The following is a 26,114-nucleotide window of genomic DNA, read 5'->3' on the forward strand; positions in this document are numbered from 1 at the left end:
CGACGTCGAGACCCGGCGCCTCGTGGCGGCGGCGGTGGCGGCCGAGCAGGTGCTCGACCTCGTCGACCACGGCGTCAACGACTTCCACTTCTACTCGATGAACCGGTCCGACCTCGTCTACGCCATCTGTCACGTGCTCGGCCTGCGGGCGCAGGCACCCAAGGTCGCCGCCAAGGCGGCATAAGCAAACGTCATCCCGGGGCGCCGAAGGCGAGTCCGGGATCCGACACGCCGACCCTGTCGAACTTCACTGTCCGGACCCGTCGCGGTTCCGGGTTCCGGGTGCCGCGCCGCGGTCCCGGAACGATGCGTGAGAAACCCATGACCGACCTGCGCCCCGTCGACGGAAAAGAGATCGAAGCCGCCCTGCGCCAGCGCGCGGGCGAGAAAATCCTCGTCCTCGACGGGGCGATGGGAACTGTGATCCAGCGCCTGGGCTACGGCGAGGCGGACTTCCGCGGTGACCGCTTCGGCGACCATGCGCACGACCAGAAGGGCAACAACGACCTTTTGATCCTCACCCAGCCCGACGCGATCCGGCAGATCCACCTCGATTACTTCCTGGCCGGGGCCGACGTCTGCGAGACCAACACCTTCTCGGGCACCACGATCGCCCAGGCCGATTACGGCATGGAATCGATCATCCACGAGCTGAACGCGCAAGGCGCGCGCCTTGCCCGCGAGGCCGCCCAGCTCGCCGAGCGCCAAGACGGCCGCCGCCGCTTCGTGGCCGGCGCCATCGGCCCGACCAACCGCACCCTGTCGATCTCGCCGGACGTCAACAATCCCGGCTACCGGGCCGTGACCTTCGACGAGGTCAAACAGGCCTACGAGGAGCAGGTGCGCGGCCTGATGGATGGCGGCGCCGAGCTCATCCTGATCGAGACCATCTTCGACACGCTGAACGCCAAAGCGGCGGTCGCCGCCGCCTGGGCGGTGTTCGAGGAGCGGGGCATGGCCCTGCCGATCATGATCTCGGGCACGATCACCGACCTCTCCGGCCGCACCCTCTCGGGCCAGACCCCGGAGGCATTCTGGAACGCGCTCCGCCACGCCGGCCCGCTCACCATCGGGCTGAACTGCGCGCTGGGCGCCAAGGAGATGCGCGGCCATATCTCGGAGCTGTCGCGCATCGCCGACACCCTGGTCTGCGCCTACCCGAATGCCGGCCTGCCCAACGAGTTCGGCCTCTACGACGAGAGCCCCGAGGCCATGGGCAAGCTGGTGGGCGAGTTCGCCACCGCCGGCCTCGTCAACATGGTCGGCGGCTGCTGCGGCACCACGCCGGACCACATCCGCGCCATCGCGCAGGCCGTAGAGGGCGTGAAGCCCCGCGCCATTCCCGAAGTGCCGCGCCTGATGCGCCTGTCGGGCCTGGAGCCGTTCACGCTGACGAAGGAGATCCCCTTCGTGAACGTCGGCGAGCGCACCAACGTCACCGGCTCGGCCAAGTTCAGGAAGCTCATCACCGCCGGCGACTACGCCGCCGCTCTCGACGTCGCCCGCGACCAGGTGGCGGCGGGCGCCAGCATCATCGACGTCAACATGGACGAGGGTCTGCTGGATTCCGAGAAGGCGATGGTGGAGTTTCTCAACCTCGTCGCCGCCGAGCCCGACATCGCCCGCGTGCCGGTGATGATCGATTCCTCGAAGTTCCACGTCATCGAGGCCGGGCTCAAGTGCGTCCAGGGCAAGGCGATCGTGAACTCGATCTCCATGAAGGAGGGCGTCGAGAAGTTCGTCCACGACGCCCGGGTGTGCCGCTCCTACGGCGCGGCGATCGTGGTGATGGCCTTCGACGAGCAGGGCCAGGCCGACACGCTGGAGCGCAAGGTCGAGATCTGCACCAAGGCCTACAGGGTCCTGACCGAAGAGGTCGGCTTCCCGCCGGAAGACATCATCTTCGACCCGAACGTGTTCGCCGTCGCCACCGGCATCGAGGAGCACAACGGCTACGGCGTCGCCTTCATCGAGGCGACCAAGACCATCCGCGAGACCCTGCCCCACGCCCACATCTCGGGCGGCATCTCGAACCTCAGCTTCGCCTTCCGCGGCAACGAGCCGGTGCGCGAGGCCATGCACGCGGTGTTCCTTTACCATGCGATCCAGGTCGGCATGGACATGGGCATCGTGAATGCCGGCCAGCTCGCGATCTACGACGAGCTGCCGCCCGAGCTGCGCGAACTCTGCGAGGACGTCGTCCTCAACCGGCGCGACGATGCCACCGATCGCCTGCTGGAGGCGGCCGAACGCTTCAAGTCCGGCGGCGGCGTCCAGGCCAAGACCGCCGACCTGTCCTGGCGCGAGGCGCCTGTCGAGAAGCGCATCGAGCACGCGCTCGTCAACGGGATCACCGAATACATCGTCGCCGACACGGAGGAGGCCCGCCTCGGGGTGGAGCGTCCGCTCCACGTCATCGAGGGCCCGCTCATGGCCGGCATGAACGTGGTGGGCGACCTGTTCGGCTCGGGCAAGATGTTCCTGCCGCAGGTGGTGAAGTCGGCCCGCGTGATGAAGCAGGCGGTCGCCTATCTCGAGCCCTTCATGGAGGCGGAGAAGCTCGCCAACGGCGGCGACGGCAAGCGCCAAGCCGCCGGCAAGATCCTGATGGCGACCGTGAAGGGCGATGTCCACGACATCGGCAAGAACATCGTCGGCGTCGTGCTCGCCTGCAACAACTACGAGATCATCGACCTCGGCGTGATGGTGCCGGCGGCCAAGATCCTCGACGTCGCCAAGCGCGAGAACGTCGACATCGTCGGCCTGTCCGGCCTCATCACCCCGTCGCTGGACGAGATGGTGCACGTCGCGGCCGAGATGGAGCGCGAGGGCTTCGACGTGCCGCTCCTCATCGGCGGCGCCACCACGAGCCGCGTCCACACGGCGGTGAAGATCCATCCCTCCTACAACCGCGGCCAGACCGTCTACGTCACCGATGCGAGCCGCGCCGTCGGCGTGGTCTCCAGCCTGCTCTCGAAGGAGACGCGGGATTCGACCATCGCCAACATCCGCGCCGAGTACCGCAAGGTCTCGGACGCCCATGCCCGCTCGGAGCTCGACAAGCAGCGCCTACCGCTGGCGAAAGCCCGCGCCAACCCGTTCCGGATCGACTGGTCGGGCTACCAGCCGAAGAAGCCGAGCTTCACCGGCGTGCGGGTCTACAGCTCCTACGAGGTCGCGGACCTCGTGCCCTACATCGACTGGACGCCGTTCCTGCAGACCTACGAGTTCAAGGGCCGCTACCCGGCGATCTTCGAGGATCCCAACCAGGGGCCGGCCGCCAAGGCCCTGTTCGACGACGCCCAGGAGATGCTGGCCCAGATCGTCTCCGAGCGCTGGTTCAACCCGAAGGCGATCATCGGCTTCTGGCCGGCGAACAGCCTGGGCGACGACATCACGCTGTTCACCGGCGAGAGCCGCTCGGAGACCCTCGCGACCTTCTTCGGCCTGCGCCAGCAGCTGACGAAGCGCGACGGGCGCGCCAACACCTGCCTGTCCGACTTCGTCGCGCCGGCCGAGACGGGGATCGCCGACTATGTCGGCGGCTTCGTCGTCACGGCGGGCCTGGAGGAGGTGCGCATCGCCGAGCGCTTCGAGCGGGCCAACGACGATTATCGCTCGATCCTGGTTAAGGCGCTCGCCGACCGCATCGCCGAGGCGTTGGCCGAGCGCATGCACGAGCGGGTCCGCCGCGAGTTCTGGGGCTACGCCGCCGACGAGACCTTCACGCCGACAGACCTCGTGCGCGAGGAATATGCCGGTATCCGTCCCGCGCCCGGCTATCCCTCGCAGCCCGACCACACCGAGAAGGTCACGCTGTTCGATCTCCTCAAGGCGGAATCGCGCATCGGCGTGAAGCTCACCGAGTCTTACGCCATGTGGCCGGGCTCCTCGGTCTCGGGCCTCTACATCGCCCATCCGGAGGCGCATTACTTCGGCGTCGCCAAGGTGGAGCGCGACCAGGTCGAGGACTATGCCGTCCGCAAGGACATGGATGTGCGCGAGGTCGAGCGCTGGCTCGGCCCCATCCTGAACTACGATCCGGGCCGCTACCTCGCGGCCGCCGCCGAGTAGGATGCGCGATCCCGTCCCGGAAGCCGGGGCGGGATCGAATCACACCGGGATGTGGCCGGCGGAGGCTTGACCGTGGGCGCGCCTGCGCTTCAATGCCGATCCGGACCGACCATGGCCCGAGACCAGCGAAGGGCGTCTGAATCGTGTACCGGCTCACCGGCTCCCTCGTCGCCACCGTCGCGCTCGGGCTGATCGCCTCGGGCTGCACCGGCTTCGCCTACATCTCCAAGACCTATGTCAGCCTGACGCCCCAGGTCGTCACCATCGGCTGCAAGGACCCCTACGAGGTCTACGACCAGCGCCGGGTCCGCAAGATGCTGATCGTCTCCAACGCCCTGCGCGAGACCACCGGCTGCGGCATCGACGATGCGTTCGTCGGCGGCGATCCGGCCCTGACCCGGGTCAAGCGCTTCCGCGATGCGGCGCGCACCTACCTGAACGAGACGGGGCGCGAGGATTGCCGGGTCCGAGGCGAGACCGTGTTCACCGACCTGCAGACCGAGTTCACCTACACCTGCGCGGCGCCGATCGAGCCCCGCGACGCCAAGGTGCAGACCCTGCCGGGCCGCAGCAACCGCGTCGGTCTCTAGCGTTCCCCGGAGCCCGAGGCGCGGGGAAACGTCCGCTCCATCGCGTCGCCCGATGCCGCCAGCAGCGCCCGCGCCAGGGTTCGGGCCTCCTCGCGGTCGAGGGCGAGGATCGCCGTGACCGGGGCGCCGTTCGTACCGGGCAGACCGATCTCGACCCGGACCCCGTCAGGCGCGGCCGCCACCGCGATGCTCCAGTCCCGTTCTCCGCTCATGGGCTTTGCGCCTCTCCCGTGTCCTCGACCCTCCCGGTCGCTGGCGGTCCTGCATAGCCGATCTTGCATAACCGATCCTGCATGACTGATCCTGCATGACTGATCCTGCATGACCGATCCGATGGCGTGAGGCCAGGGGCCGGAAGATCCGCCCCGCGATTGACGCCGTGCCGCCCTCTGGTGTTTGTGCGCCCCGACCCATCCCGGCCCCCGGGGCACGGCGATCATTCAGGGAAGGAAGACCCCATGTCCGAGATCTGGTTCCGTACCGGCGAGGCGACCGTGCTCGCGGCGGAAGGGCAGTACACCGACGCGATGCCGGAGGTGCTGATCGGTTCCACCCGCGGCCCGGTGGGCCAGGCCTTCGCCGGCATGATGGGCCAGGTCCAGGGCCACACCCGGATGTTCGTGGTGCGCGATCTCAACCAGCTCGTACGCCCGGCCACGATGATGACCACGAAGGTCACGATTCATACCGCCGAGTATGCCGAATTGCTTGGCGGTGTCGTCCAGGCCGCCACGGGGGATGCCATCATCGACTGCGTGATCGAGGGCGTCCTGCCCAAGGACGGGCTCGACGAGCTTTGCATGATCATCATGATCTGGCTGGACGAGCGCTGCGGATCCGACCCGGACGTCGACCGCAAGGATCTCTACCGGACGAATTACGAGGCGACGAAGCTCGCGATCAGCCGCGCCATGAAGGGCGAGCCGACCATCGACGAGCTCATCGCCAACCGGAAGACGGTGAAGCACTACGCCCTGGAAGACGTGATCGAGTACTGATCCTTTCGGAGCTGCGACGGGGCGCGGATCCAGGGTGATCCGCGCATCCGGAGAAGGAGCCTCCTAACTCGGCGGGATCCGTCCCACCGAGCACAGGGTGCGGATTGAGCCACTGGCGTCGGTGTAGCAGCTCGCCGACCAGCCGTTCTGCTGGATGAAGGATTTGCGCCGCTCCTTCAGGGCGGTGGCGTGCGCCGTGGCGATGGCGGCCTGGACCGCACCGGCACCCTCGCCGACCACGATCTCGGCCGCCAGGGCGAGATCGGCGAAGTAGGCGGCCGAGGGCGTCGGGTCGGAGGAGGCGGCCTGCACGATGGGCTCCGCCCGGCAGGTCAGGTCGAGCTTCAGGCCGCCGGGGACCCGCAGGTCGATGCTGGGGCCGGTGCGCCGGCCGACCTTTCCACCCATGGCGCTGGCGATCCGGGCGGCGAGGTCGTCGCACGCGTCGGCCCATGCGAGGCCGGGTCCGAGCAGGCTCGCGCCGAGGAGGAGGGGGAGGAGGGCGCTGCGCAATCGCATGGTCGGGCTGTCCGGGGAGGTGAGGCCCCTCAGGGCGTGAAGGCCAGGCGGACCACCGTGCCGCCCTCGTTGCTGTAGGTGAGCTGGCCGCCGAGCTGTCCGGCGAGGCCCTGTGCGATGCGGAAGCCGAGGCTGCGCGTGGCGTCCGGGTCGAAATCCGCGGGCATGCCGCGCCCGTCATCGGCGATGACGAGCTGCAGGCGCTCCGCATCGAGCTGCTCGAGTTGGATCGTGATGGTGCCCCGCCGCCCGTCCGGGAAGGCGTGCTTCAGGGCGTTGGTCACCACCTCGACCACGAGGAGCGACAGGGTGGTGAGCTGGGTGAGATCGAACCGCAGGGGCGGCGTGTCGACGAGGCAGACGATGTTCTGGGCGCCCGTGGCGTCGAGGAGATCGGTGCAGAGTTCCTTGAGGTACTGCCCCACCGGGCGCTCGATGCTGCTCGGGTCGTACAGGCGCCGATGGATCCGCGAGATCGTCTCCAGCCGCACCCGGGCCTCGTCGAGGGCGGTGAGCGCCGCCTTCGGATCGTTGCCGACCTTGCGCTTCTGCAGGGTCAGCAGGGCGGCCACGAACTGCATGTTGTTGGCGACCCGGTGCTGCAGCTCCTGGAACATCGTGCGCTGCTGCTCGTAGAGCCTCGCAGAGACCTGCCGTTCGGTGCGCAGCCGCTCGCCCGCCCGGTGCATGACGTGGATCAGCGCGATGTCGACCGCGACGATGAACACGTAGAAGCACAGGGCCAGGGCGGTCGGCCCGTCGATGAGGAAGGTGCTGGCGGGCGGGATGAAGAAGTACCAGGCGGCGAAGCCGCTCAGGGCCGCGCAGGTGATGCCGGGCCGCAGGCCGAAGAAGAAGGTCGTGAGGATCACGGCCGGGAAGAACGTCAGGTAGGGAAAGCCCGGCGGCAGGATGTCGTCGAGGGCGAAGCGCAGGCCGAGGGCGAGGGCCGAAGCGGTTAGGGCGGCCCCCTCGCCCAGCCACGCGCGCGCGCGCAGGCGCTCGGTCGCATGCACGACCTGCCAGCCTTTCCACCAGGGGGCGTGTGTCGATGAGTGGGGCAGCGTCGTGGGTCTCGTCGAGGTTTGGAACAGCTCTAGTCTTGGGCAGGCCGAGTGGCCAGCGGGTTCGGCCCGTAGTCGCGATTCGGCCTCAATGAAAATCGCGGCTGCGGTAAATTCGTCGATCCTCCGGGGCGCCGAAATCGGTGGTCTCGGGCGGTAGCCGCAGGCCGCCGGCGCGCAGGTCGCGCAAGGCGGACGAGAGGTCGCGGAACTGTTCGGCCAGGAGGTGCACCACGAGGCCCTGGCGCTGCACCCGGCCGCGCACCGCCAGGAAGCGGGCGCCCATGGCGGTCGCGCGGTTGGCCTCGAACACGTCGCGCCAGACGATGACGTTGGCGATCCCGGTCTCGTCCTCCAGGGTCAGGAACACCGTTCCGCGCGCCGTGCCCGGCCGCTGCCGGGTGAGGACGAGGCCCGCCACGGTGACGCGGGCATTGTTCGCCACGCGGGACCCGTCGTGGTGGTCGCGAGCCGGGATCGCGCCGATCCGGGCGAGCCGCGTCCGGAAGAACGCCACCGGGTGGCCCTTCAGGGAGAGGCCGGTGGCGGCGTAGTCCTCCGCCACGTGCTCCGAGGCCGCCAGGGCGGGCAGGGCCACGGCGGGTTCGGCCCGGAACAGCCCGTCATCGGCATGGAAGGCGAAGAGCGGCATCGGCGTGTCGAGGAGATGCGCCCGCCGGTCGCCGTCGGTCCGCAGGGCCGCCTTGCGGGCGGAGGTGCCCTCCAGGGTCCGCACCGCCCAGAGGGCGGCCCGCCGGTCGAGATCGAGGGAGCGGAACGCATCCGCCTCCGCCAGCCGCTCCAGGGCATTGCGGGGCAGGGCGAGGGCCGCCTGCAGGCCCTCGATGCTGGCATAGCCGTTGCCCCGCAGAGCCACGAGGCGGTGCATGGCGGCCTGCGGCACCCCGCTCACCTGGCGCAGGCCGAGGCGCACGGCGAAGCGCCGCGGGACGCCGGGGGGCGGGGGCTCCAGGGCCGGTTCGAGGGTGCAGTCCCAATCGCTCGCATTGACGTCGACGCCGCGCACCTCGACCCCGTGGGCGCGAGCGTCGCGCACGAGCTGCGCCGGCTGGTAGAAGCCCATCGGCTGGGAGTTGAGGATCGCGGCGAGGAAGACGTCGGGATGCCGGCACTTCATCCAGGCCGAGGCGTAGACCAGCAGGGCGAAGCTCGCCGCATGGCTCTCGGGGAAGCCGTAGGTGGAGAAGCCCTCGATCTGCTTGAAGCAGCGTTCGGTGAAGTCGCGCGGGTAGCCGCGCGTCACCATGCCCTCGACGAACTTGGTGCGGAAGTTCACGATCTGGCCGTTGTGCCGGAAGGTGGCCATGGCTCGGCGCAGGCCGTCGGCCTCGTGCGGCTCGAAGCCGGCGGCGGTGATGGCGATCTGCATGGCGTGCTCCTGGAACAGGGGCACGCCATAGGTCCGCTTGAGCACGCTCTCGAGTTCGTTCGCAGGCCCGTGATCGGGATGGGGTGAGGGGTATTCGACCGGTTCGATCCCCTGGCGGCGGCGCAGGTACGGGTGGACCATGTCGCCCTGGATCGGCCCCGGCCGGACGATCGCCACCTGCACCACGAGGTCGTAGAATTCCCGCGGCTTCAGGCGCGGGAGCATCGACATCTGCGCCCGGCTCTCGACCTGGAACACGCCCACCGAATCGGCCCTGGCCAGCATCGCGTAGGTGGCTTCGTCCGCGCGCGGCAGGTCGGCCAGCGTCGGATAGTCGTGCCCGTAATCGCGTGCCAGGAAATCCACGCCCCGGCGCAGGCAGCTCAGCATGCCGAGCGCCAGCACGTCGACCTTCATCAGGCCGAGGACGTCGATGTCGTCCTTGTCCCATTCGATGAAGGTGCGGTCCGCCATGGCGGCGTTGCCCACCGGCACGGTCTCGTCGAGGCGTCCGCGCGTCAGTACGAAGCCGCCCACATGCTGTGACAGGTGGCGCGGGAAGCCGATCAGCGCGTGGGCGAGTTCCAGCGCCTGCCGGATCCGCGGATTGTCCGGGTCGAGCCCGGCCTGCCGGATATGCGCGTCGGGCAGGTCCTTGCCCCAGGAGCCCCAGACCGTGTCGGCCATCACGCCGGTGATGTCGGGGGGCAGCCCGAGGACCTTGCCGACCTCCCGGATGGCACTGCGCGGGCGGTAGTGGATCACCGTGGCGCAGATCGCGGCCCTGTCGCGGCCGTAGCGGTCGTAGAGGTACTGGATCACCTCCTCGCGGCGCTCGTGCTCGAAGTCGACGTCGATGTCGGGGGGCTCCGCCCGGTTCTCCGAGATGAAGCGGGCGAACAGCAGCCGGATCTCGGTGGGGTCGACCGCCGTGATGCCGAGGCAGTAGCAGACCACGGAATTGGCCGCCGAGCCGCGCCCCTGGCACAGGATGCCCCGCTTGCGCGCGAACTCGACGATGTCGAACAGGGTGAGGAAGTAGCGCGCGTAGTTCATCTTCTCGATGAGCCGCAGCTCATCCTGGATCGTGTTCACGATTTGTTCGGGAATGCCGTCGGGATAGCGCCATTGGGCGCGCTTCATCACCTGGTCGGTCAGATAGCCCTGTGCGGTGAAACCCGGCGGCACCGGCTCGTCGGGGTATTCGTAGGTCAGTTCGTCGAGGGAGAAGCTGCAGGTCTCCGCGATCTCGATCGTGCGGGCCAGGGCCTCGGGATGATCGGCGAAGAGGCGCGCCATCTCGGCCGCCGGCCGCAGGTGGCGCTCCGCATTGGCCTCCAGGCGATAGCCCGCAGCCGCCAGGGTGCAGCCCTCGCGGATGCAGGCGACGATGTCCTGCAGGGGACGCCGGTCCGGGTGGTGGTAGAGCGCGTCCGAGACCGCCACCAGGGGGGCGCCCAGGCGTTCGCCCCAGGCGGCCAGGCGCCCGAGGCGGCGACGCTCGTCGCCGCGCCGGCGGTGACTCCCCGCCAGGGTGACCCGGCCGGGGGCCTCGGCGGCGAGCTGGCGGACATGGCCGAGGAAGGGGTCGTCGTCGCCGAGCCGCTCCGGCGGAACCGCGATGAGCATCTGGCCTTCGCTGGCAGCCAGGAGCTCCGAAAAATCGAACCGGCACTGGCCCTTCTCGGAGCGGCGGTTGCCGAGGGTCAGCAGCCGGCACAGGCGGCCATAGGCGGCCCGGTCCATCGGGTAGGCCACGACCTCGAAGCCCTCCTCGGTCACGAGGCGCACGCCGGGCAGGAAGCGGATGCCGGGCTCGCCGGCGGCGGCACGCCGTTTCGCCTCGGCATGGCCCCGAACCACGCCCGCCAGGGTGTTGCGGTCGGCGATGCCGATGGCGTGGAGCCCGAGCTCGGCGGCCTGCCCCACCATCTCGCCGGGATGCGAGGCCCCGCGCAGGAAGGAGAAGTTCGTGGTGACGGCGAGCTCGGCATAGGCGGGCGGTTCGAATATCGACCCCATCTTCCTCCCGGCTCCGCTGCACCCGTCTGCAGTCGAGAACGAATCGTGATCGTTTCGGATCCCGGGGTGCCGGTTTCGCGTCGCGGAGTCAAAGTCTCGAGGGCGGCTGGCCAAGCTGTTCGCTGTGCGTTAGCCCGGTCCTCCCCTGACAGGATGTCCCATGCTCACTTGTGCGATCCTCGACGATTACCAGGGCGTCGGCCCCACCATGGCCGACTGGTCTGGGCTGTCGGACCGCCTCACCCTGCGCGACCTGCGGACCACCTTCGCGTCGCGGGAGGCGCTGGTCGACGCGATCCGGGACTGCGAGATCGTCGTGATGATGCGCGAGCGCACGCCGTTCCCGGCCGACCTCTTCGCGCAGCTGCCGAAGCTGAAGCTCCTCCTCACCAGCGGCATGCGCAACGCCTCGATCGATCTGGCCGCCGCGCGTGCGCACGGCGTCACGGTCTGCGGCACCGCCAGCCACCCCGAGCCGCCGGTGGAGCTGACCTGGGCGCTGATCCTCGGGCTCGCCCGCCACCTCGTGCCGGAGGTGCAGGCCCTGCGGACGGGCGGACCCTGGCAGTCGAGCGTCGGCAGCGACCTGGCCGACCGCCGTCTCGGCCTCGTCGGTCTCGGCAAGACGGGTGCCCGGGTCGCCCGGATCGGCCAGGCCTTCGGCATGGAGGTCAGCGCCTGGAGTCCCCATCTCACGGCCGAGCGGGCCGCGGCCGAGGGCGTGGCCCTCGCGCCCTCGCTGGCGGCGCTGCTGGCGGCGAGCGACGTGGTCTCGATCCACCTCGTCCTCGGCGCCCGCACCCGCGGCCTCGTCGACGACGCGGCCCTGCGCCGGATGCGGCCCGAGGCGTTCCTGATCAACACCTCCCGTGCCGCGATCGTGGACGAGGCCGCCCTCCTGGCCGCCCTCACCGAGAACCGGATCGCCGGTGCCGGCCTCGACGTCTTCGAGACTGAACCGCTGCCGCCGGATTCGCCCTGGCGCACCCTGCCCAACGTGCTGGCGACGCCGCATCTCGGCTACGTGACCGAGCGGAACTACCGCACCTATTTCCCCGAGATCGTGGAGGACATCCGTGCTTTCCTCGATGGGGCGCCGATCCGCGTCCTAGGATGAGCCGGCCGGGGCAGGGCCTCAGGCCCGCCCGTCCACGAAGGCCCGCATCAAGAGGTTGGCGATCGCCAGGGGGGGCGGCGTGGTCAGGCCGTCGGGATGGCGGCCCTCGAGCATCGCCGCGACGGTGTCCCGCGAGAACCATTGCGCGTCGGCGAGTTCCTCTGGATCGAGAGTGATGGTCGCGTCGAGGCTCTCGGCCACGCAGCCGATCATCAGCGAGGACGGGAACGGCCAGGGCTGCGAGGCGTGGTAGCGCACCGCGCCGATGGTCAGGCCGACCTCCTCGAAGGTCTCGCGCCGCACGGCGTCCTCGACGGTCTCGCCGGGCTCCAGGAAGCCGGCGAGGCAGGAATACATGCCCTCATGGAAACGCGGCGAGCGCCCGAGCAGGCAGGCATCGCCCCGGGTGATCAGCATGATCACCACGGGGTCGGTGCGGGGAAAGTGATGCGTCCCGCAGGCCGTGCATTCGCGGCGGTAGCCGCCGGCCGCGAGGGTCGTCGGCGCTCCGCACTGGGCGCAGAAGCCGTGACGCGCATGCCAGCCGAGCAGCGACTTCGCCGTGGCGAGGAGCCCGAGTTCATGGGGCGCGATCCGGCCCTCGCCGGCGAGGCTGCGCAGGTCGTTGGTCCGGGATCCCGGATCGGCCTCAAGGCCCTCGGCCAGCTCCGCCGGAACGGCGGCGGCGAAGACCGGGTCGCCGTCCAGGCGGCCGAGATAGAGCGTCAGGCTGCGCGGGGCCGTCCGGGCGGCCACCTCCGGCGTCAGGAGTGCCGTGTCGCCGGCCAGTACGACGCGGTCGCCGGCCAGGACGACGATCCGCGCGCCGGGCGCGTCGAGGTCGGGGATCGCGGACGCGCTCTCGGCGGAGTGGCGCACGAGGCGGCTGTGGACGTAGCCGAGCTGGCCCGAGGCATCGACCATCGCCTCAGGCCGCCGCGAACAGGGCGCCGATGCGCTCGATCATCTGGGCGCGGGCATGGTGCGGGTAGGGGGTCGCGGTGCCGATGCCCCAAATGGGCTTCGGCCAGGCCGGATCGGAGTGGAAGCGCCCGATCACGTGGACATGGAGCTGGGCCACCACGTTGCCGAGGGCCGCGACATTGACCTTGTCGGGCTTGGCCAGCGCCAGCATCACCCCGGTGGCGATCCGCATCTCATCCATCAGGCTTCGGGCATCCTCCGGCGCGAGGTCCGTGATCTCGCTGGCGCCGGCCCGGCGCGGCACCAGGATCAGCCAGGGGAAGCGGGCATCGTCCATGAGGAGGACGCTGCAGAGGGTGAGGTCGCCCACGTGCACGGTGTCGGCGGCGAGCTGCGGGTCGAGGGCGAAGTCGGGTTCCATGTCGCTGCGATGTAGCGCGCAACCGTGGCCGATGCGAGGGCCGGCTTCAGATCCCACTGAACCAATTGTAGCCCTGGTCCTCCCAGTAGCCGCCTGGATAATCGTTGGTCACGAAGATCGCTGCGATGTGCTTCGGGCTCTTGAAGCCGAGCTTCGTCGGCACCCGGACGCGGAGCGGATAGCCGTACTCGGGCGCGAGAGGCTGGCCGGCGAAATCGAGGGCCAGGATCGTCTGGGGATGCAGGGCGCTCGGCATGTCGAGGCTGCCGTAATAGCGGTCGGCACATTTGAAGCCGACATACTTGGCGGTCAGGTCGGCGCCGCTCCGTTCCAGGAAGGTCCGCAGCGGCACGCCGCTCCACTGCCCGATCTGGCTCCAGCCCTCGATGCAGATGTGCCGGGTGATCTGGCTCTCCTGCGGCAGGGCGCGCAGCTTCGCCAGCGTCCAGGGCGTCTTGTCGGCGACCCGGCCGGAGACCTCGAGCGTCCAAGTCGACTCGTCGATCTCCGGGATGTTGTCCGGCGGGTAGAAGGCGTTGAAGCGGAACGGCGTATCGATCATCGAGGCCGGGTAGGTGGGGGCCAGGGTCGTGGGGTCGAACAGCCATTGCTGGACCTGGTCGTTGGCCCGCGACATCGCCCAGAGCACCCGGTCGGCCAGGGTGCCGTTGCTCCCCGTGGAGAGATCGCAGCCGGACAGGAGCGTCAGGGCGCCGACCGAGAGGCCGCCCCGCAGGAGCATGCGTCGTTCCAGGCTGGCGAGGTCCGGGGCGATGTCCCTGCGCAGGGCCTTCAGGCGGGTGGCGGTTTCGGGATCGCGGGACATCAGGCGGAGGTCTCCTCGTTGATGCGGGCACGCCCGGTGATCATCGCCAGCAGCGTGCTCGGCACGATGACCACGAGGGCGAGGTGCAGGAGGATGAAGCCGGCGAGACCCGCCATGGCGCCGAAATGGACCCGCCGCGCCCATTCATACCCACCGAACAGGTTGGCCAGGGTCTGCCACTGCACGGGCTTCCACAGGGCGCAGCCGGAGGCGACGAGGAGGAGGCCGAGCACGATGGCGATCAGGTAGGCGAGGCGCTGGACGGCGTTGTAGCGTCCGATCCGGTGGCTCAACCGCAGTCGCAAGGCCGCGCGGGCGTCGCGCCAGATCGCGCCCGGGCTCAGGGGCAGGAAGCTGGTGGCGAAGTGCCGGGCCAGGAGTCCGTAGGCGAGGTAGGCGAGGCCGTTGAGGGCGAAGAGCCACATCGCGGCGAAGTGCCAGGCGAGGGCGCCGCCGAGCCAGCCGCCGAGAGTGGCCCATTTGGGAAACACGAAGGGAAAGAGCGGCGAGGCGTTGTAGATCGCCCAGCCGCTGAACAGCATGCAGAACACCGCGACGGCGTTGATCCAGTGGGTGATCCGCACCACGAGCGGGTGAATCACCACGAGGCGCGACGGTGTTTCGGGGACGATCGCCAACGGGACCTCGAGATTTGGGGATGGAAATCCCGGCCCCATCCGCGATCGCGGAGGGGCCGGGGAGGGGATCACATCGACGGGACGGTGCCGTTGCGGCCAACGATCAGGACGGCGGCGTTGAGCTTGCCGTCCGCGCCCGCCTTGGTGAAGGCCACCACCTTGGCGCCCGGAACCACGATGCTCTTCTCGCCCGGATCGACCAGGGTCACGGGCACGTCCTGCGGCACCACGACCTTCTTCTCGCCGCCCTGATACTTGACCAGCAGGGTCCGGCCCTCGGTGCCGGACAGGCTGCCGATGGCACCGTTGGTCATGGTGGAGTTGGAGCCGAGATCCCACGGATAGTGGCCGTCGGCGGTGCCGCGCAGGGAGGAGGCGAACACCGTCACTTGCAGGGCTTTCTGGGTGCCGTCGGGCTGGGGGATCGCGGCGGTGCCGATGTAGCTCTCGGACTTGATGTCGGAGAGCTGGCCCGTGCTGGCGGCCAGGATCTTGGTGTCGTCCCCGAAGACCACGGTCTTGGTCTCGCCCATGCGGGGCTTGATCGTGACGGTCGAACCATCGACCGACTCGATGGTGCCGCGGTAGCGCACCACGTCGGCGGCACGCGCCGGTGCGGCGGCGAGCGCGAGGCCGACGGTGAGGCCGGTGAGCAGCGTCTTCATCATGGCGTTCTCCCTAAGGTGTTGGAGGGCGGGCGCGGGGCGCCCGCCCCACCCGGTGTTCCGGGCGTCTTCAGGCGATGGGGCTGGCTGCGCCTCCGCTCACATCGGCGGGACGGTGCCGTTCTCGCCCACGATCATCCGGTCGGCCACCGCGACGCCGCCGGCATCCGCTTTGGTGAAGGCGACCACGCGGGCGCCCGGCTTGATCTTGCTGGCGTCTCCGGGGGCAAGGGCCACGACCGGCACGCCCTCCGGCACCGTGATGGTCTTCTCGCCGCCCTTGTAGGTCACCCGGATCGTTCGGTCGGTGGTCCCCGAGAGGGCCCCCACCGCGCCGTTGGTCATGGTGTTTTCCTTCTCGAGATCCCACGGATAGTGGCCGTCGCCGGTCCCGCGCATGCTCGGCGCGAACACCGCGACCTCGAGGGCCTTCAGGGTTCCGTCCGGCTGCGGCGTGGCCGCGGTCCCGATGTAGCTGTCGGGCTGGATGTCGCTGATCTTGGCGCTGTTGGCGGTGGCGACCCGGACGGAGTCGCCCAGCTTCACCTGCACCGGGGCGCCGAGGCGCGGCTTGATGGTGACGCTGGTGCCGTCCACCGCCTCGATCGTGCCTCGGATGCGGACGACGGGGGAGTCGGCCATGGCCGGCAGGCCGAGAGCGAGGCCGGACAGGGCGAGGACAAGGGTCAGCGACTTCATGCAGAGGATTCCTGGCGACCGGTTCGAACCGGCCGCCGGAACGGTGCTCCCGATCTTCTACGTGCGCAAGTCAATTGCGCGCGATGCGGATCGATCAGTGGGCCATCAGCATCGGGATCGCCGCATGGGCGAGGAGGTGGCTCGTCGGGCCGCCGAAGATCATCTGGCGCAGGCGGCTCTGGGTGTAGGCGCCCTTGATCAGGAGGTCGCACCCGAAGGTTTCGGCCTCGGCGAGGTAGACCTCTCCCGGGGTCCGCCGGCCGGCCGAATGGGCCCGGAAGTCGGCGCCGATGCCCTCGCAGGCCAGGGCGCGGGCCAGTTCCTCGGCGGTCGGGCCCGGCACCGTCCCACCCTCGACGCTGATGACGCGGATCCGTTTGGCTTGCCGCAGGAACGGCATTGCGAAGGCCACGGCGCGGGCGGTCTCGGTGGAGCCGTTCCAGGCGATCAGGATCGCCTCGCCCAGGGTAGCCGGGGCGATCGGCGGCGCCAACAGGATCGGACGGCCGCTCTCGAACAGGGCAGTCTCGAAGGTGGTCATACGCGGGGCGCCGTCCTCCGTGCCGGGCCGGCCCACCACCGTGGCGGTGAACAGGCGCGCGTACTGGCCCAGGAAGCCGTCGCCGGCCGGCACGTCGGCCCGCCAGCGGTAGCGCGGACCGGCGGCCAGGGCCTCCGGGTTGCACGGGCCCTCGGCCGCGAGCGGCAAGCCGGCCCGGGTCATGAAGTCGATGAACTGCCGCCCGGCGCGCTCAGCCTCGACCTTGTCGGCCTCCTCGTCACGGAGCCAGGTCATGCCGCCGACCATGTCGACGGGAACGTACTCGGCCAGGGCCGGCCGCAGGGAGACGCCCTCGATGAGGCTGCCGAACCGGCGGGCGGTGAGGATCGCGGTCTCGAAGACCGAGGGCAGGGCGTCGTGGGACGCGACGGGAACGAGCAGGGTCTTCATCGGGAGCCTTCCTCGCAGCGGCACGATGGGCCCAAGCTAGTGCGAAACGCGGTCCCGGAAAACAGGATGGCCGAGGCCGCCTGAAGTTTTCCCGAGGCCTCTGCGTCGCCAAACCAAGAGGCACGGCACACCGACTAATCGATCGATAAGCTTGGCCATTTCAAAGGTCAGTCGCTTTCGGAAAAAGCTCAGAAAAGACTTTGTCCAAGTTGGGAACCCCTTCGGAACTTCCTCGTTGGCCCCCCAATCGTGACAGGCGGGCTTCGCGTCGGGAAGAAATAGCCTTGGCGCGTTCGAGCTGCACTGTCTCGCCGGATTTGAGGAACACATGATCAAGAAAACTCTCGCTCTCACCGCCCTGATGACCGCCCTGTCCGCTCCCGCCTTCGCGCAGAGCATGGGCGATTTCCGTATGGACGCCATGCAGGCCAACGCCTTCGAGATTCAGTCCAGCCAGATTGCGATCAACAAGAGCCGCAACCCGCAGGTGCTGCGCTTCGCCCGCGATGCAATCCGTGACCACCGCGCCGCCAACGTCGCGCTGGCCGGTGGCGAGAACAACTACGCCGCGGTGCGCGGCAACGAGGGTCTCGGCGGCCTGATCACCGCCCCGCTTGCGGTCGCGGGTGGTGCGGTCGGTGCGGCCACGGGCGCCGCCGCCGGCGCAGTGGGCGGCACCCTGAGCGGCGGTCCCATCGGAGGCGTCGAGGGGATCGGTTCGGGCGCGGCCCGCGGCGCGGCGACGGGCAGCCAAGCCCTGCGCGGCGACGTGGACACCACGGCCGGCACCACCATCATCCAGCCGAACCCGCAGCAGCAGGCCATGCTCGCCGAGCTGTCGCAGACGCCCGCCGGTCCGCGCTTCGACCGTCTCTACGGCCGCATGCAGGTCCAGTCGCACGAAATGACCATCGGCATGTTCCGCTCCTACGCCGCTTCGGGCCCGAACCCGGCCCTTCGCGCCCATGCGGAGCAGGCCCTGCCGGTCCTGCAGGCCCATTACCAGATGGCGCAGAGCCTTCCGGGCGCCCGCTGAACCGTACCAGTGCCACGTCGGGCTTCATCGCCCGGCGTGGTGCGACGATCGAGAAGGACGCCAAGCCTCGGGGCTTGGCGTCCTTTTTCGTTTCAGGGCGGGCTTACGCCTCGGCGCAGCCGATCATCGAAGCCGGGCTCAGGCTGCGTCCCGCCTGGTCGATGGCGGGTTTGAACGCGCCTGTCTCGGGGTCGCGCAGGAGCAATTCACCGCGCGCGATGCCGAAGTGGGCCCCGTGCAGGATCAGCTGCCCGCCTTCCACTCGCTTGCGCACGAACGGGAATGTCATCAGGTTCTCGAGGCTCTGCGCGACCATCGCGTATTCGAGGCGGGTCAGGTAGTCCGGGGCCTCCGTGTCGCCGGCCTTGCTAGCGGCGGGCTCGACCAGGGAGACCCACTTGCCGATGAAGTCACCTTTCGAGAGGGGCTTGGCGGGGTTGGCGTAGGCCTTGATGCCGCCGCAGGTGGCGTGCCCCAGCACCACGATGTGCTTGACCTCCAGGCCCTCCACCGCGAACTCGATCGCCGCCGAAGTGCCGTGATAATCGCCGCCGGTCTCGTGCGGGGGGACGATGTTGGCGACGTTGCGGATCACGAAGAGTTCACCCGGTCCGGTATCGAAGATCACCTCCGGCGAGACGCGGCTGTCGCAGCAGCTGATCATCAGGACCTCGGGGCTCTGGCCCTCGGCGAGCTTGGCGTAGCGCTTGGCCTCGTCGGTCAGGCGTCCGTCGATGAAGGAGCGGTAGCCGGCCTTCAGCGTCTCTGGAAACATGGGTTGATCCTCGCTCATGGGTGTCGTGGAAGGCGCGCCAACGCGTGGCGCGCCGGATGGCTACGGTTGCTCCCGCCAGTTTACGACGACTGGCGCCGCCGGTATCGTCCCGGCAACGATGTCGCGGGCGACCTCGACCAGCCCCCTCGGCTCGATGCGCTCGGAGGTGGACGCGAGTTCGGCCAGCGTCCACCAGCGGGTACCGAGGACGGGGTTGTCCTCGGTCTCGGCCAGGCGGCTCGTGTCCACGGTCGCGTTGGGCAGGCGGACGACGAAGTAGCGCTCGCGGGCGTAGCGGGAGGTCCGGAACAGGTGGAAGGGGCCGTCGCAGGACGCGACCTGCGGCCCGATTTCGGCATCCGCCACGCCGATTTCCTCGGACAGTTCGCGCCGGCAGGCCTCCACATGCGTCTCGCCGGCCTCCAGCCCGCCCCCGGGCATGAACCAGAAGGTGCGGTCTTCCGGCTTGCTCGGATCGATCGGGCGCACGGACTCGTAGGCGATGAGCAACAGACGGTGATCGGGATCGAACACCAGCGCCCGGGCGATGTCGCGAACGGTCAGATCCTGCCTCATGTCCATTCCCGCCGCCCCGCTTCAGCTCCCCGATCTAGCAGGGATTTCGCTGGCGGCCAGGGGGTGGCCTGGCGGATCGGCCGGCATCCAGATCGCGACGGGAAGGCCCTCGCCGTCCCGGTCGGGCGGATCGGGCAGGGGGCGGGCACGGCCCTCGGCGAGATCGCGGGCGACCACGAGGGCGGCCAGCGCATCGAGGTGGTCGTCGGCACCGACCCCGGATGGCCGTCCCGTGATCAGGCCCTCGGGCAGGCCGGCGCGTCCGAGCAGGGCGCGGCGTTCGGAAAGGCCCGCCTGGCGTGCCGGGCCCTTCTTGCCCGCCGCCAGGGGACGTCCGCCGTTGAGGCAGCGGAACACGATCTCGGGATGGACCTCGTGAAGGCGCGCCATGAGATCCGGGCGGGCGCGCAGCAGCCCATCGACCGCCCGGATGGCAGGCAGGATGTTCCAGCACTGGATCGAGGGCGCGAAGGGCGGCGTGCTGTGCGCCCGCGACAGCGCCTTCGCGTCCTCGTAGGTCGCCGCATAGACCGCTGCGCGGGCCGGCACCGGAAACACGCTGGCCCGTCCGGCACCCAGGACGGCGCGTGCTGCCCGATCGGCACTTCGTCCACCGCCGGTCACGTGTGCCTCCAGACCGATGGGACAGTCGATCCCCACGCGGATCGGCGCCTCGGGACCGTCGAGGAGGTCGACCGGCCGAGCGACGCGTACGGCGCGGAAGCGTGCGGGGTCGTCGAGGTCGAGGAGGACCCCGGCCCAGGCCCCACGGCACCCGTCGAGACCCCCGATCCAGCGCGTCATCGGTGTCGGCCGGACGCGGTCGGCGCGAACCGGATCGGGCTTGGCCCGTTGTCGCTGCTCAGGACCGCCGCTGCCGGCGGCCGCCGAAGCGGGAATGCGTTCATGGACATCGCCGTCGACAAGGTCACCGAGATCATCCTGCGCGTGCGCGCCGTCGATGTGAAGGAAGGGGCGACCGACCCCGATTCCGGCTCCAACCCCACCGATGACGGGGCCACCGACGTGCTCGTCTCGGGCACGGACGACGCCACTGAGGAAGAATTGCGGTCGATGATCGGCGCCCTCAACGACGACGAGCGCGCCGACCTCCTGGCGCTCCTCTATATCGGGCGCGGCGACATGGAGCCCGAGGAATGGTCCGAGGCGGTACGCTTCGCCCGCGAGCGCGAGGCGGTCGGCGAAGGGGCCGCCCACGAGATCCTCGGCATCCCCAATGCGGGCGACCTTCTCGAAGAGGGCCTGTCCAACCTCGGCATCACGCCGGACCTGCCCCAGGCCTAAGGCCAACAGGAACCCGAGGCGGGCGGTGCGCCCCGGGGCGTGGCGTCAGCGGCAGGGCAGGGCGAGGGCGGTGTCGGCGACGAAGCCGGCCGTGTCGCGCAGGCCCTGCGGCTGACGCGAATCCGCCGACACCGCCTCGGCCTCCGCGTGCAGGCGGTCGTTGCAGGCACAGGTGGCAATCTGCCCACGTGGTGGCGAGCAGATGTCGTGGTGCATGCAGGCGAGGTCGAGGGCATCGATGGGCGGGCGCGGGCTGCGATTGCCCGGTCCGCAGTAATTGCCATGGATCAGGAACGTCCCGCTCTCCGGGTTCACGTAGGGCATCTCCTGCGCCCGAGCGGCGGGGATCATCACGGCCGCCAGGGCTGCGGCGAGCGCCAGCCGCGCCGTGGCCAGCCGGGCGGTCCGGAAGGGTCGATCTGCCTCAATCATCGAAGTCTCGTCGTCTCGGTCTGATTGCGCCCTCGCGGGTGGAAATGGGGCCTCCTCATCCGGTGACAAGCGTCCCTCCGCCCGACCCCGGGACACTTGCGGCGTGCGAGCCCAGCCGAGACTCCGTCGCATGCAGATCGACCCGAGATTGTTCGGCGTCCGGCAAAACAATCCTCGACCGCAACACGGACACGCGATGAAATTCAGTCCGGCAACGCTGCGCGGCCGTACGGGGACGGCGTCGTTCCCGCCGCCGATCTCGGGCGTGTCGTGGTGGATCGGTGCGTCGACCGAACGCCATGACGGCGAACCGAAGCGCCGCCATCCACACCGTTAACCTTTTCTTAACCCGCCGATTGTGGTGCAACGCCGGCCGTGGGACATTCGTTAACAGAAGCTTAACGGGGCCAAGGGCGGTCATGCGGTACGGGTTTTCCCAGCGGTTCTCGGCTCTGACGACCCGCTTCGCCGCCTTCGGCGCCGCGACGCTGTTCGCGGGCCTCGCCGCCCTGTCGGGGGCGGAGGCGCAGACCTTGGCAGCCCTGCCCACCGTCCCAAGCGCCATCAGCGCCGGCGCCCAGACCCGCCCGATCGCCGCCTGGGTCGATTTCTGCGCCGCCTACGCGACGGAGTGTGCGGTGAACGGCGCCGAGCCGGCTCAGATCACCCTGACGCCGACGATCTGGAACACCATCGTCTCGGTCAACCGCCGGGTAAACAAGTCCCTCGTCGCCGTCACCGACATGGACCACCTGCGCGTCGCGGACCGCTGGGACCTCGCCGAGGACGGCTCGGGCGATTGCGAGGATTTCCAGCTCCTCAAGCGCAAGCTCCTGGCCGAGGCCGGGCTGCCGCGCCGGGCGATGCGGATGACGGTCGTGATCGACGAGAAGGGCGAGGGGCACGCCGTTCTGACCCTGATCACGGATCGCGGCGACCTCATCCTCGACAACAAGACCAGCACGATCCTGCCCTGGCGTCAGACCGGCTACACCTTCATCAAGCGCGAGAGCCAGGATGCCGTCGCCTGGGTGTCCCTGGGCCGGGCCGCCTCGCCCGTCACCACCGCCAACCGCTGACGCTGTCCCCGTGCGGGATCGTGGACAATCCGATCCTTTAAGGGGCGGTTAAGCGTGGCGGCGCGAGGGTGATCCCGCTCCGGGATACCCCGCCATGACGTTCCGCCATCACCTCCGCACCGCCGCTGCGCCCGCTCTGCTGATGCTGCTCGTCGCGTCCGCGGCGGCGCAGGAGGCTCCGAGCGTGGCCGAGCGCCACGCCTCCTGGCGCGCGTGCCTCAACCGCAACTTCGCCCTCGAGGTCGTCCTCTCCAGCCGGGTCATCGCCGCCGACGCGGCCCTGCGCACCTGCCGGCCCAGCGAACAGGCCTACCTCACCGCCCTCGCGGCCTCCCCCCTCGTCGATAGCGACGACGTCGCCCGGGTCCGGCCGGCCCTGCTCCTCCGTGCCAGGGGCTGGCTGCTCGACGGCGGTCGCCAGCGCCCGCTCTGAAGAGCTCTCTCTCAAGGCTCCCCGCCGCGGCGGCAAACGGCTGTCAGGCGAAGGATTTTCGCGGGTCGAAGGCATCGCGCACGGCCTCGCCGGCGAAGACCAGCAGGCTCAGCATCACCGCCACCACGAAGAAGCCGCTCAGTCCGAGCCAGGGGGCCTGGATGTTGTCCTTGCCCTGGGCCAGCAATTCGCCCAGCGAGGCCGAGCCGGGGGGCAGGCCGAAGCCGAGGAAGTCGAGGGAGGTCAGCGTCCCGATCGATCCGTTGAGGATGAAGGGCAGGAAGGTCAGCGTCGCCACCATCGCGTTGGGCAGGAGGTGGCGGCTCATGATGCGGATGTTCGAGAGGCCCAGCGCCCGGGCGGCGCGCACGTACTCGAAGTTGCGGGCCCGCAGGAACTCCGCGCGCACGACTCCGACGAGGGACACCCACGAGAACAGCAGCAGGATGCCCAGCAGCACGAAGAAGCCCGGCTCGATGAAGGCCGAGATGATGATGATCAGGTAGAGGGTCGGGATGCCGCTCCAGACCTCGATGAAGCGCTGCAGGGCGAGGTCGACCCAGCCACCGAAATAGCCCTGCACCGCCCCGGCGATCACCCCGATCACCGAGGAGATCAGGGCGAGGATCAGCCCGAACAGCACCGAGATGCGGAAGCCGTAGATGATGCGCGCCAGCACGTCGCGGGTGGTGTTGTCGGTCCCGAGCCAGTGCGTCTCGAGTTCGGAGCAGGACTTGCCGACGTTCTGGCACTGGGCCTCCGTCAGCATCCAGGTCGGGGGCGAGGGGGAGGGGGTCGGCAGGCCATCGATGATCGTGTCGTAGGAATAGGGGATCGGCGGCCAGATCGCCCAGCCGTTGTCGGCGATCTCCTTGCGCGTCTCTGCCGAGCGGTAGTTGGGCCGGGCATAGAAGCCGCCGAACTTCTCGTCCGGGTAGTCGATGACCACCGGGAACAGGATCTCGCCCTTGTACGAGACCACCAGCGGCCGGTCGTTGGCGATGAACTCTGCGAACAGGCTCGTGACGAACAGGGCCGTGAAGATCAGGAACGACCAGTAGCCCAGGCGATTGCGCCGGAAATTGGCGAGCCGCCGCCGGTTCAAGGGCGAGAGGCCCCGCCCCGGCGGGGGCAGGGCGACTGCCCGGGCGCTGTCGGGACGCGCGACCTCGTTCATCGGGCGCCCCCCCGTACGTCGGATCTCAGCCGTCGATGTGCGTCGCCGTGCCTTCGATCTCGTTCGGGCGCAAGCCGCCATGCCGCTCGAGGTGACGCCGCAACAGGCGCACGTTGCGGCGGTTGGCCTTGAACGCCGCATCGAACAGGTCGCCTGCCAGGGGCACGGCACCGAGCGCCCCGTCGGCCGCGATGTTCAAGGCCATCCGGGCGATGAGCCAGCGCGGCGCCCCGAGCCGGCGCGCCTCCACCACGATGTAGGAGGCCAGCAGCATGCCGGCGACGTCGCCCACCACCGGGACGAGACCCACCAGGGCGTCGAGGCCCACCCGCCGGTTGATGCCGGGGATCACGAAGGCCGAATCCATGAGGTGTGCGAACGCCTCCAGGCGCAGCAGCGTTGCCTCGCGGTCGTCCGCCTTGGGTCGGAAGCGGGTCGTGGCACCGGCGGTCTGGGTGAAGTCCATGGTCGGGCTCCGGGGCAAGTCCAGCCTGGGGGAAGGGCGCGGCGTGGTCATGCGTCGGGATGTGGCCCCGGTCCCGTGCGCCCGCAAGCGCCGCCCCTGCGAACCCGCCCATCAGGCCGCCTGCCGCGCGACGGTGGAGAGCCGGTCGAGGGCCCGGTCGAGGACGTCGTCGGCCTTGGCGAAACACAGCCGCACGAGGTGGCGCACGGACGCATCCGGATAAAAGGCGCTGATCGGAATCGCGGCGACGCCGTGCCGGCGCACCAGGTCGTCGCAGAATGCGACGTCGTCGTCGCAGCCGAGGGGCGCGAGGTCGACGGTGAGGAAGTAGGTGCCGTGGGAAGGCAGCACCCGGAAGCCGCGTTCGGCGAGGCCCGCCGACAGGCGGTCGCGGGAGGCGGCGAAGCGCGCGCGCATGCCGGTGAAGTAGGCGTCGTCCTTGGCGAGCCCGTAGGCCACCGCCTCCTGCAGGGCGGGCGGCGTCGTGAAGGTGAGGAACTGGTGGGCGTTGGCCACCACCCGCAGCAGGGCCGGCGCCGCCATCACGAAGCCGACCTTCCAGCCGGTCAGGCCGAAGATCTTGCCGGCCGAGCCGATCTTCACGGTCCGGTCGCGCATGCCCGGGAGCGCCATCAGCGGGCAATGTCGTGCGCCGTCGAAGACGATATGCTCCCATACCTCGTCGCAGACCGCCACCACGTCGTGCCGAGTGCAGAAGGAGGCGAGGAGCGCCAGATCCTCCCGTCCGAAGACCGTGGCGCTGGGATTGAGCGGATTGTTCAGGACGACGAGCTTCGTCCGATCCGAGAATGCGTCCGCCAGGGCGTCCGCGTCGAGGCGGAACTGCGGGGGCTGGAGCGGCACGATGCGCGCGACGCCGCCGGCCCGGCGCACCAGCGGCAGGTAGGCGTCGTAGAGGGGGGCGAACAGCACGACCTCGTCACCCGGCGCGATCAGGGCGAACAGGGCGGCGGCGATGGCCTCGGTGGCCCCCGACGTCACCATCACCTCCGCCATCGGCTCGAGATCCAGCCCCTGGTGGTGCGCGTAATGCGCCGCGATCGCCCGGCGCAGGTTGGGCAAGCCCATCATCGGCGGGTATTGATTGTCGCCGTGCAGCACGGCCTCGGCGGCCCTGCGCCGGACATCCTCCGGTCCCGGATCGTCCGGGAAGCCCTGACCCAGATTGATCGCGCCGAGGTCGCGGGCGAGGCCCGACATCACCGTGAAGATGGTCGTCGGCAGATCGGCGAGGACGGGATTCATGGAGAGCGGGGGTTCGGGGAAGGGGAAGGGCGCGGCGAGCCGTGGCGTAGCACGCCCCTTCGCCCCGGTGAAATGTGCGTCTTCGCACGCCGCCCGAACCACCTCCGCGCGGGTGGCCTGACGATTGTTGACTTTCATCAGCCATCACGTAACTCTCGACTCACGGCTGGAGCGGTGATTGCCAGCGCGGGACTTCGCCCCCTCGTTCCGTACACGTGTCGTCGCCGCTCCGGTCCTTCCCAAGAAGAGGTCGTCGCTTCCCCCAGCGGCGGCCTTTTCTCGTCTGTCGGAGGGCTGGCCGCGTAACCGGGCGCGTCTCGGCAGGGATTTCCGGGTGCCGGCGCGACAGCAATACGGTGGAAACGCGAAGGCCGCACTGGAGTCGCATTGGTTCCCTAGAGCGTCTCCCATGCCGTGCCGCGACCGCCTTCGAGACCTGGGACCGGCCGGGGTCGAGTTTCGCTTGGAGCAGATCCAGGGTCGGGCGAGAACCGCCGATGCGGGGCGCAGGGTGCGACGTCGCTCGATCCTGTCCCGGGGCGCCCATGGACCTTATGTCCTCCCCATCGGCAGCCCCTGCCGATCCGGCCAAGCATCGACTGGCCGAGCACCAGCTGGCCAAGCGTCGATCGGACATGCGCCGACCGGGCATGGGGACCGGGATTGCGTT

At 69.6% G+C, this 26,114-nt stretch carries 28 protein-coding genes; 10 read left to right on the forward strand and 18 right to left on the reverse strand.

Going from position 1 to position 26,114, the window contains the following annotated elements; all coding sequences use genetic code 11:
• The 3 genes from ASF18_RS24775 to ASF18_RS14565 form a co-directional block, all read left to right on the forward strand.
• Positions 1-184: methylenetetrahydrofolate reductase (locus ASF18_RS24775; RefSeq protein WP_244472709.1), on the forward strand; the 184-nt coding region annotated here is incomplete at its 5' end.
• Positions 185-321: 137 nt separating this feature from the next.
• Positions 322-4,074: a methionine synthase gene (metH, locus tag ASF18_RS14560; RefSeq protein WP_056352542.1), complete on the forward strand. Its 3,753-nt coding sequence runs from the start codon at positions 322-324 to the stop codon at positions 4,072-4,074.
• Between the two features lie 143 nt (positions 4,075-4,217).
• The gene (locus ASF18_RS14565; RefSeq protein ID WP_056352544.1) at positions 4,218-4,664 is read left to right on the forward strand and encodes a hypothetical protein; all 447 of its coding nucleotides are present in this window, start codon (positions 4,218-4,220) and stop codon (positions 4,662-4,664) included.
• On the opposite strand, the gene ASF18_RS14570 is transcribed toward ASF18_RS14565, so the two are convergent.
• A complete protein-coding gene (locus ASF18_RS14570) occupies positions 4,661-4,876 on the reverse strand; it encodes a hypothetical protein (protein ID WP_056215381.1) in 216 nt (71 codons plus the stop codon). The genes ASF18_RS14565 and ASF18_RS14570 overlap by 4 nt on opposite strands.
• A 246-nt stretch (positions 4,877-5,122) precedes the next feature.
• On the opposite strand from ASF18_RS14570, the gene fae reads away from it, so the two are divergent.
• Entirely contained in the window at positions 5,123-5,662 is a 540-nt protein-coding gene (gene fae, locus ASF18_RS14575) for a formaldehyde-activating enzyme (RefSeq protein WP_056214816.1), read from the forward strand.
• Positions 5,663-5,725: 63 nt separating this feature from the next.
• Here the strand turns inward: fae and ASF18_RS14580 are convergent, their stop codons facing one another.
• The 3 genes from ASF18_RS14580 to ASF18_RS14590 all read right to left on the reverse strand — a co-directional run bounded on the left by ASF18_RS14580 (position 5,726) and on the right by ASF18_RS14590 (position 10,657).
• A complete protein-coding gene (locus ASF18_RS14580) occupies positions 5,726-6,181 on the reverse strand; it encodes a hypothetical protein (protein ID WP_056352546.1) in 456 nt (151 codons plus the stop codon).
• 29 nt (positions 6,182-6,210) lie between these two features.
• The gene (locus ASF18_RS14585; protein ID WP_056352548.1) at positions 6,211-7,197 is read right to left on the reverse strand and encodes a histidine kinase dimerization/phosphoacceptor domain -containing protein; all 987 of its coding nucleotides are present in this window, start codon (positions 7,195-7,197) and stop codon (positions 6,211-6,213) included.
• Between the two features lie 136 nt (positions 7,198-7,333).
• Positions 7,334-10,657 carry an error-prone DNA polymerase gene (locus ASF18_RS14590; protein ID WP_056352550.1) on the reverse strand — a complete coding sequence of 1,108 codons (3,324 nt, stop codon included), beginning with the start codon at positions 10,655-10,657 and terminating at the stop codon, positions 7,334-7,336.
• 160 nt (positions 10,658-10,817) lie between these two features.
• On the opposite strand from ASF18_RS14590, the gene ASF18_RS14595 reads away from it, so the two are divergent.
• A complete protein-coding gene (locus tag ASF18_RS14595; protein ID WP_056352552.1) occupies positions 10,818-11,774 on the forward strand; it encodes a D-2-hydroxyacid dehydrogenase family protein in 957 nt (318 codons plus the stop codon).
• Positions 11,775-11,792: 18 nt separating this feature from the next.
• Here the strand turns inward: ASF18_RS14595 and nudC are convergent, their stop codons facing one another.
• From nudC to ASF18_RS14630, 7 genes are all read right to left on the reverse strand, one after another.
• Positions 11,793-12,698 (reverse strand): NAD(+) diphosphatase, encoded by a 906-nt coding sequence (gene nudC / locus ASF18_RS14600; RefSeq protein WP_056352555.1) that lies wholly within the window; start codon positions 12,696-12,698, stop codon positions 11,793-11,795.
• 4 nt (positions 12,699-12,702) lie between these two features.
• Positions 12,703-13,119 (reverse strand): HIT domain-containing protein, encoded by a 417-nt coding sequence (locus ASF18_RS14605; protein ID WP_056352557.1) that lies wholly within the window; start codon positions 13,117-13,119, stop codon positions 12,703-12,705.
• A gap of 46 nt (positions 13,120-13,165) precedes the next feature.
• Positions 13,166-13,945, reverse strand: coding sequence for a molybdopterin-dependent oxidoreductase (locus ASF18_RS14610; RefSeq protein ID WP_056352559.1), 780 nt, complete (start codon positions 13,943-13,945; stop codon positions 13,166-13,168).
• On the reverse strand, positions 13,945-14,583 hold the full coding sequence (locus ASF18_RS14615) for a cytochrome b/b6 domain-containing protein (RefSeq protein ID WP_244472710.1): 639 nt from the start codon (positions 14,581-14,583) through the stop codon (positions 13,945-13,947). Before ASF18_RS14615 ends, ASF18_RS14610 begins: the two co-directional genes overlap by 1 nt.
• Before the next feature lie 68 nt (positions 14,584-14,651).
• The gene (locus tag ASF18_RS14620) at positions 14,652-15,251 is read right to left on the reverse strand and encodes a hypothetical protein (RefSeq protein ID WP_056214846.1); all 600 of its coding nucleotides are present in this window, start codon (positions 15,249-15,251) and stop codon (positions 14,652-14,654) included.
• A gap of 96 nt (positions 15,252-15,347) precedes the next feature.
• The gene (locus ASF18_RS14625) at positions 15,348-15,947 is read right to left on the reverse strand and encodes a hypothetical protein (RefSeq protein WP_056214851.1); all 600 of its coding nucleotides are present in this window, start codon (positions 15,945-15,947) and stop codon (positions 15,348-15,350) included.
• Positions 15,948-16,041: 94 nt separating this feature from the next.
• Positions 16,042-16,899: a universal stress protein gene (locus tag ASF18_RS14630; protein WP_056214854.1), complete on the reverse strand. Its 858-nt coding sequence runs from the start codon at positions 16,897-16,899 to the stop codon at positions 16,042-16,044.
• 328 nt (positions 16,900-17,227) lie between these two features.
• Between ASF18_RS14630 and ASF18_RS14635 the strand changes: the two genes are divergently transcribed.
• A complete protein-coding gene (locus tag ASF18_RS14635) occupies positions 17,228-17,935 on the forward strand; it encodes a DUF4142 domain-containing protein (RefSeq protein WP_056214857.1) in 708 nt (235 codons plus the stop codon).
• A 103-nt stretch (positions 17,936-18,038) separates the two neighbouring features.
• On the opposite strand, the gene ASF18_RS14640 is transcribed toward ASF18_RS14635, so the two are convergent.
• Genes ASF18_RS14640 through ASF18_RS24785 form a run of 3 tightly spaced genes read right to left on the reverse strand, consistent with a single transcriptional unit; the run spans position 18,039 to position 20,090 of the window.
• On the reverse strand, positions 18,039-18,710 hold the full coding sequence (locus tag ASF18_RS14640; RefSeq protein WP_056352563.1) for a carbonic anhydrase: 672 nt from the start codon (positions 18,708-18,710) through the stop codon (positions 18,039-18,041).
• Between the two features lie 60 nt (positions 18,711-18,770).
• Positions 18,771-19,286, reverse strand: a complete 516-nt coding sequence (locus ASF18_RS24780) for an NUDIX domain-containing protein (protein ID WP_244472711.1) — start codon at positions 19,284-19,286, stop codon at positions 18,771-18,773.
• A 21-nt stretch (positions 19,287-19,307) separates the two neighbouring features.
• The gene (locus tag ASF18_RS24785) at positions 19,308-20,090 is read right to left on the reverse strand and encodes a DUF429 domain-containing protein (RefSeq protein WP_056352568.1); all 783 of its coding nucleotides are present in this window, start codon (positions 20,088-20,090) and stop codon (positions 19,308-19,310) included.
• Positions 20,091-20,192: 102 nt separating this feature from the next.
• On the opposite strand from ASF18_RS24785, the gene ASF18_RS14655 reads away from it, so the two are divergent.
• Positions 20,193-20,591 carry a DUF3775 domain-containing protein gene (locus tag ASF18_RS14655; protein WP_056214871.1) on the forward strand — a complete coding sequence of 133 codons (399 nt, stop codon included), beginning with the start codon at positions 20,193-20,195 and terminating at the stop codon, positions 20,589-20,591.
• 45 nt (positions 20,592-20,636) lie between these two features.
• On the opposite strand, the gene ASF18_RS14660 is transcribed toward ASF18_RS14655, so the two are convergent.
• Complete coding sequence (locus ASF18_RS14660) at positions 20,637-21,023, reverse strand: hypothetical protein (RefSeq protein WP_056214874.1); 387 nt, start codon at positions 21,021-21,023, stop codon at positions 20,637-20,639.
• Between the two features lie 130 nt (positions 21,024-21,153).
• Here ASF18_RS14660 and ASF18_RS23760 point away from each other — a divergent pair, with 130 nt between their 5' ends.
• The 3 genes from ASF18_RS23760 to ASF18_RS14670 all read left to right on the forward strand — a co-directional run bounded on the left by ASF18_RS23760 (position 21,154) and on the right by ASF18_RS14670 (position 22,535).
• Positions 21,154-21,360 carry a hypothetical protein gene (locus tag ASF18_RS23760; RefSeq protein ID WP_156649827.1) on the forward strand — a complete coding sequence of 69 codons (207 nt, stop codon included), beginning with the start codon at positions 21,154-21,156 and terminating at the stop codon, positions 21,358-21,360.
• Between the two features lie 82 nt (positions 21,361-21,442).
• The gene (locus tag ASF18_RS14665; RefSeq protein WP_056214877.1) at positions 21,443-22,102 is read left to right on the forward strand and encodes a transglutaminase-like cysteine peptidase; all 660 of its coding nucleotides are present in this window, start codon (positions 21,443-21,445) and stop codon (positions 22,100-22,102) included.
• Positions 22,103-22,196: 94 nt separating this feature from the next.
• Complete coding sequence (locus ASF18_RS14670) at positions 22,197-22,535, forward strand: hypothetical protein (RefSeq protein ID WP_056352573.1); 339 nt, start codon at positions 22,197-22,199, stop codon at positions 22,533-22,535.
• A 43-nt stretch (positions 22,536-22,578) separates the two neighbouring features.
• Here ASF18_RS14670 and ASF18_RS14675 read toward each other — a convergent pair whose 3' ends face one another.
• From ASF18_RS14675 to ASF18_RS14685, 3 genes are all read right to left on the reverse strand, one after another.
• Positions 22,579-23,712, reverse strand: coding sequence for an ABC transporter permease (locus ASF18_RS14675; protein WP_056352575.1), 1,134 nt, complete (start codon positions 23,710-23,712; stop codon positions 22,579-22,581).
• 25 nt (positions 23,713-23,737) lie between these two features.
• Positions 23,738-24,178 (reverse strand): DUF4112 domain-containing protein, encoded by a 441-nt coding sequence (locus ASF18_RS14680; protein ID WP_056214886.1) that lies wholly within the window; start codon positions 24,176-24,178, stop codon positions 23,738-23,740.
• A 111-nt stretch (positions 24,179-24,289) separates the two neighbouring features.
• Positions 24,290-25,444 (reverse strand): aminotransferase, encoded by a 1,155-nt coding sequence (locus ASF18_RS14685; protein WP_056275414.1) that lies wholly within the window; start codon positions 25,442-25,444, stop codon positions 24,290-24,292.
• Positions 25,445-26,114 lie beyond the last annotated feature (670 nt).

The sequence above is a fragment of the Methylobacterium sp. Leaf89 genome (assembly GCF_001422215.1).
Lineage (GTDB): Bacteria > Pseudomonadota > Alphaproteobacteria > Rhizobiales > Beijerinckiaceae > Methylobacterium.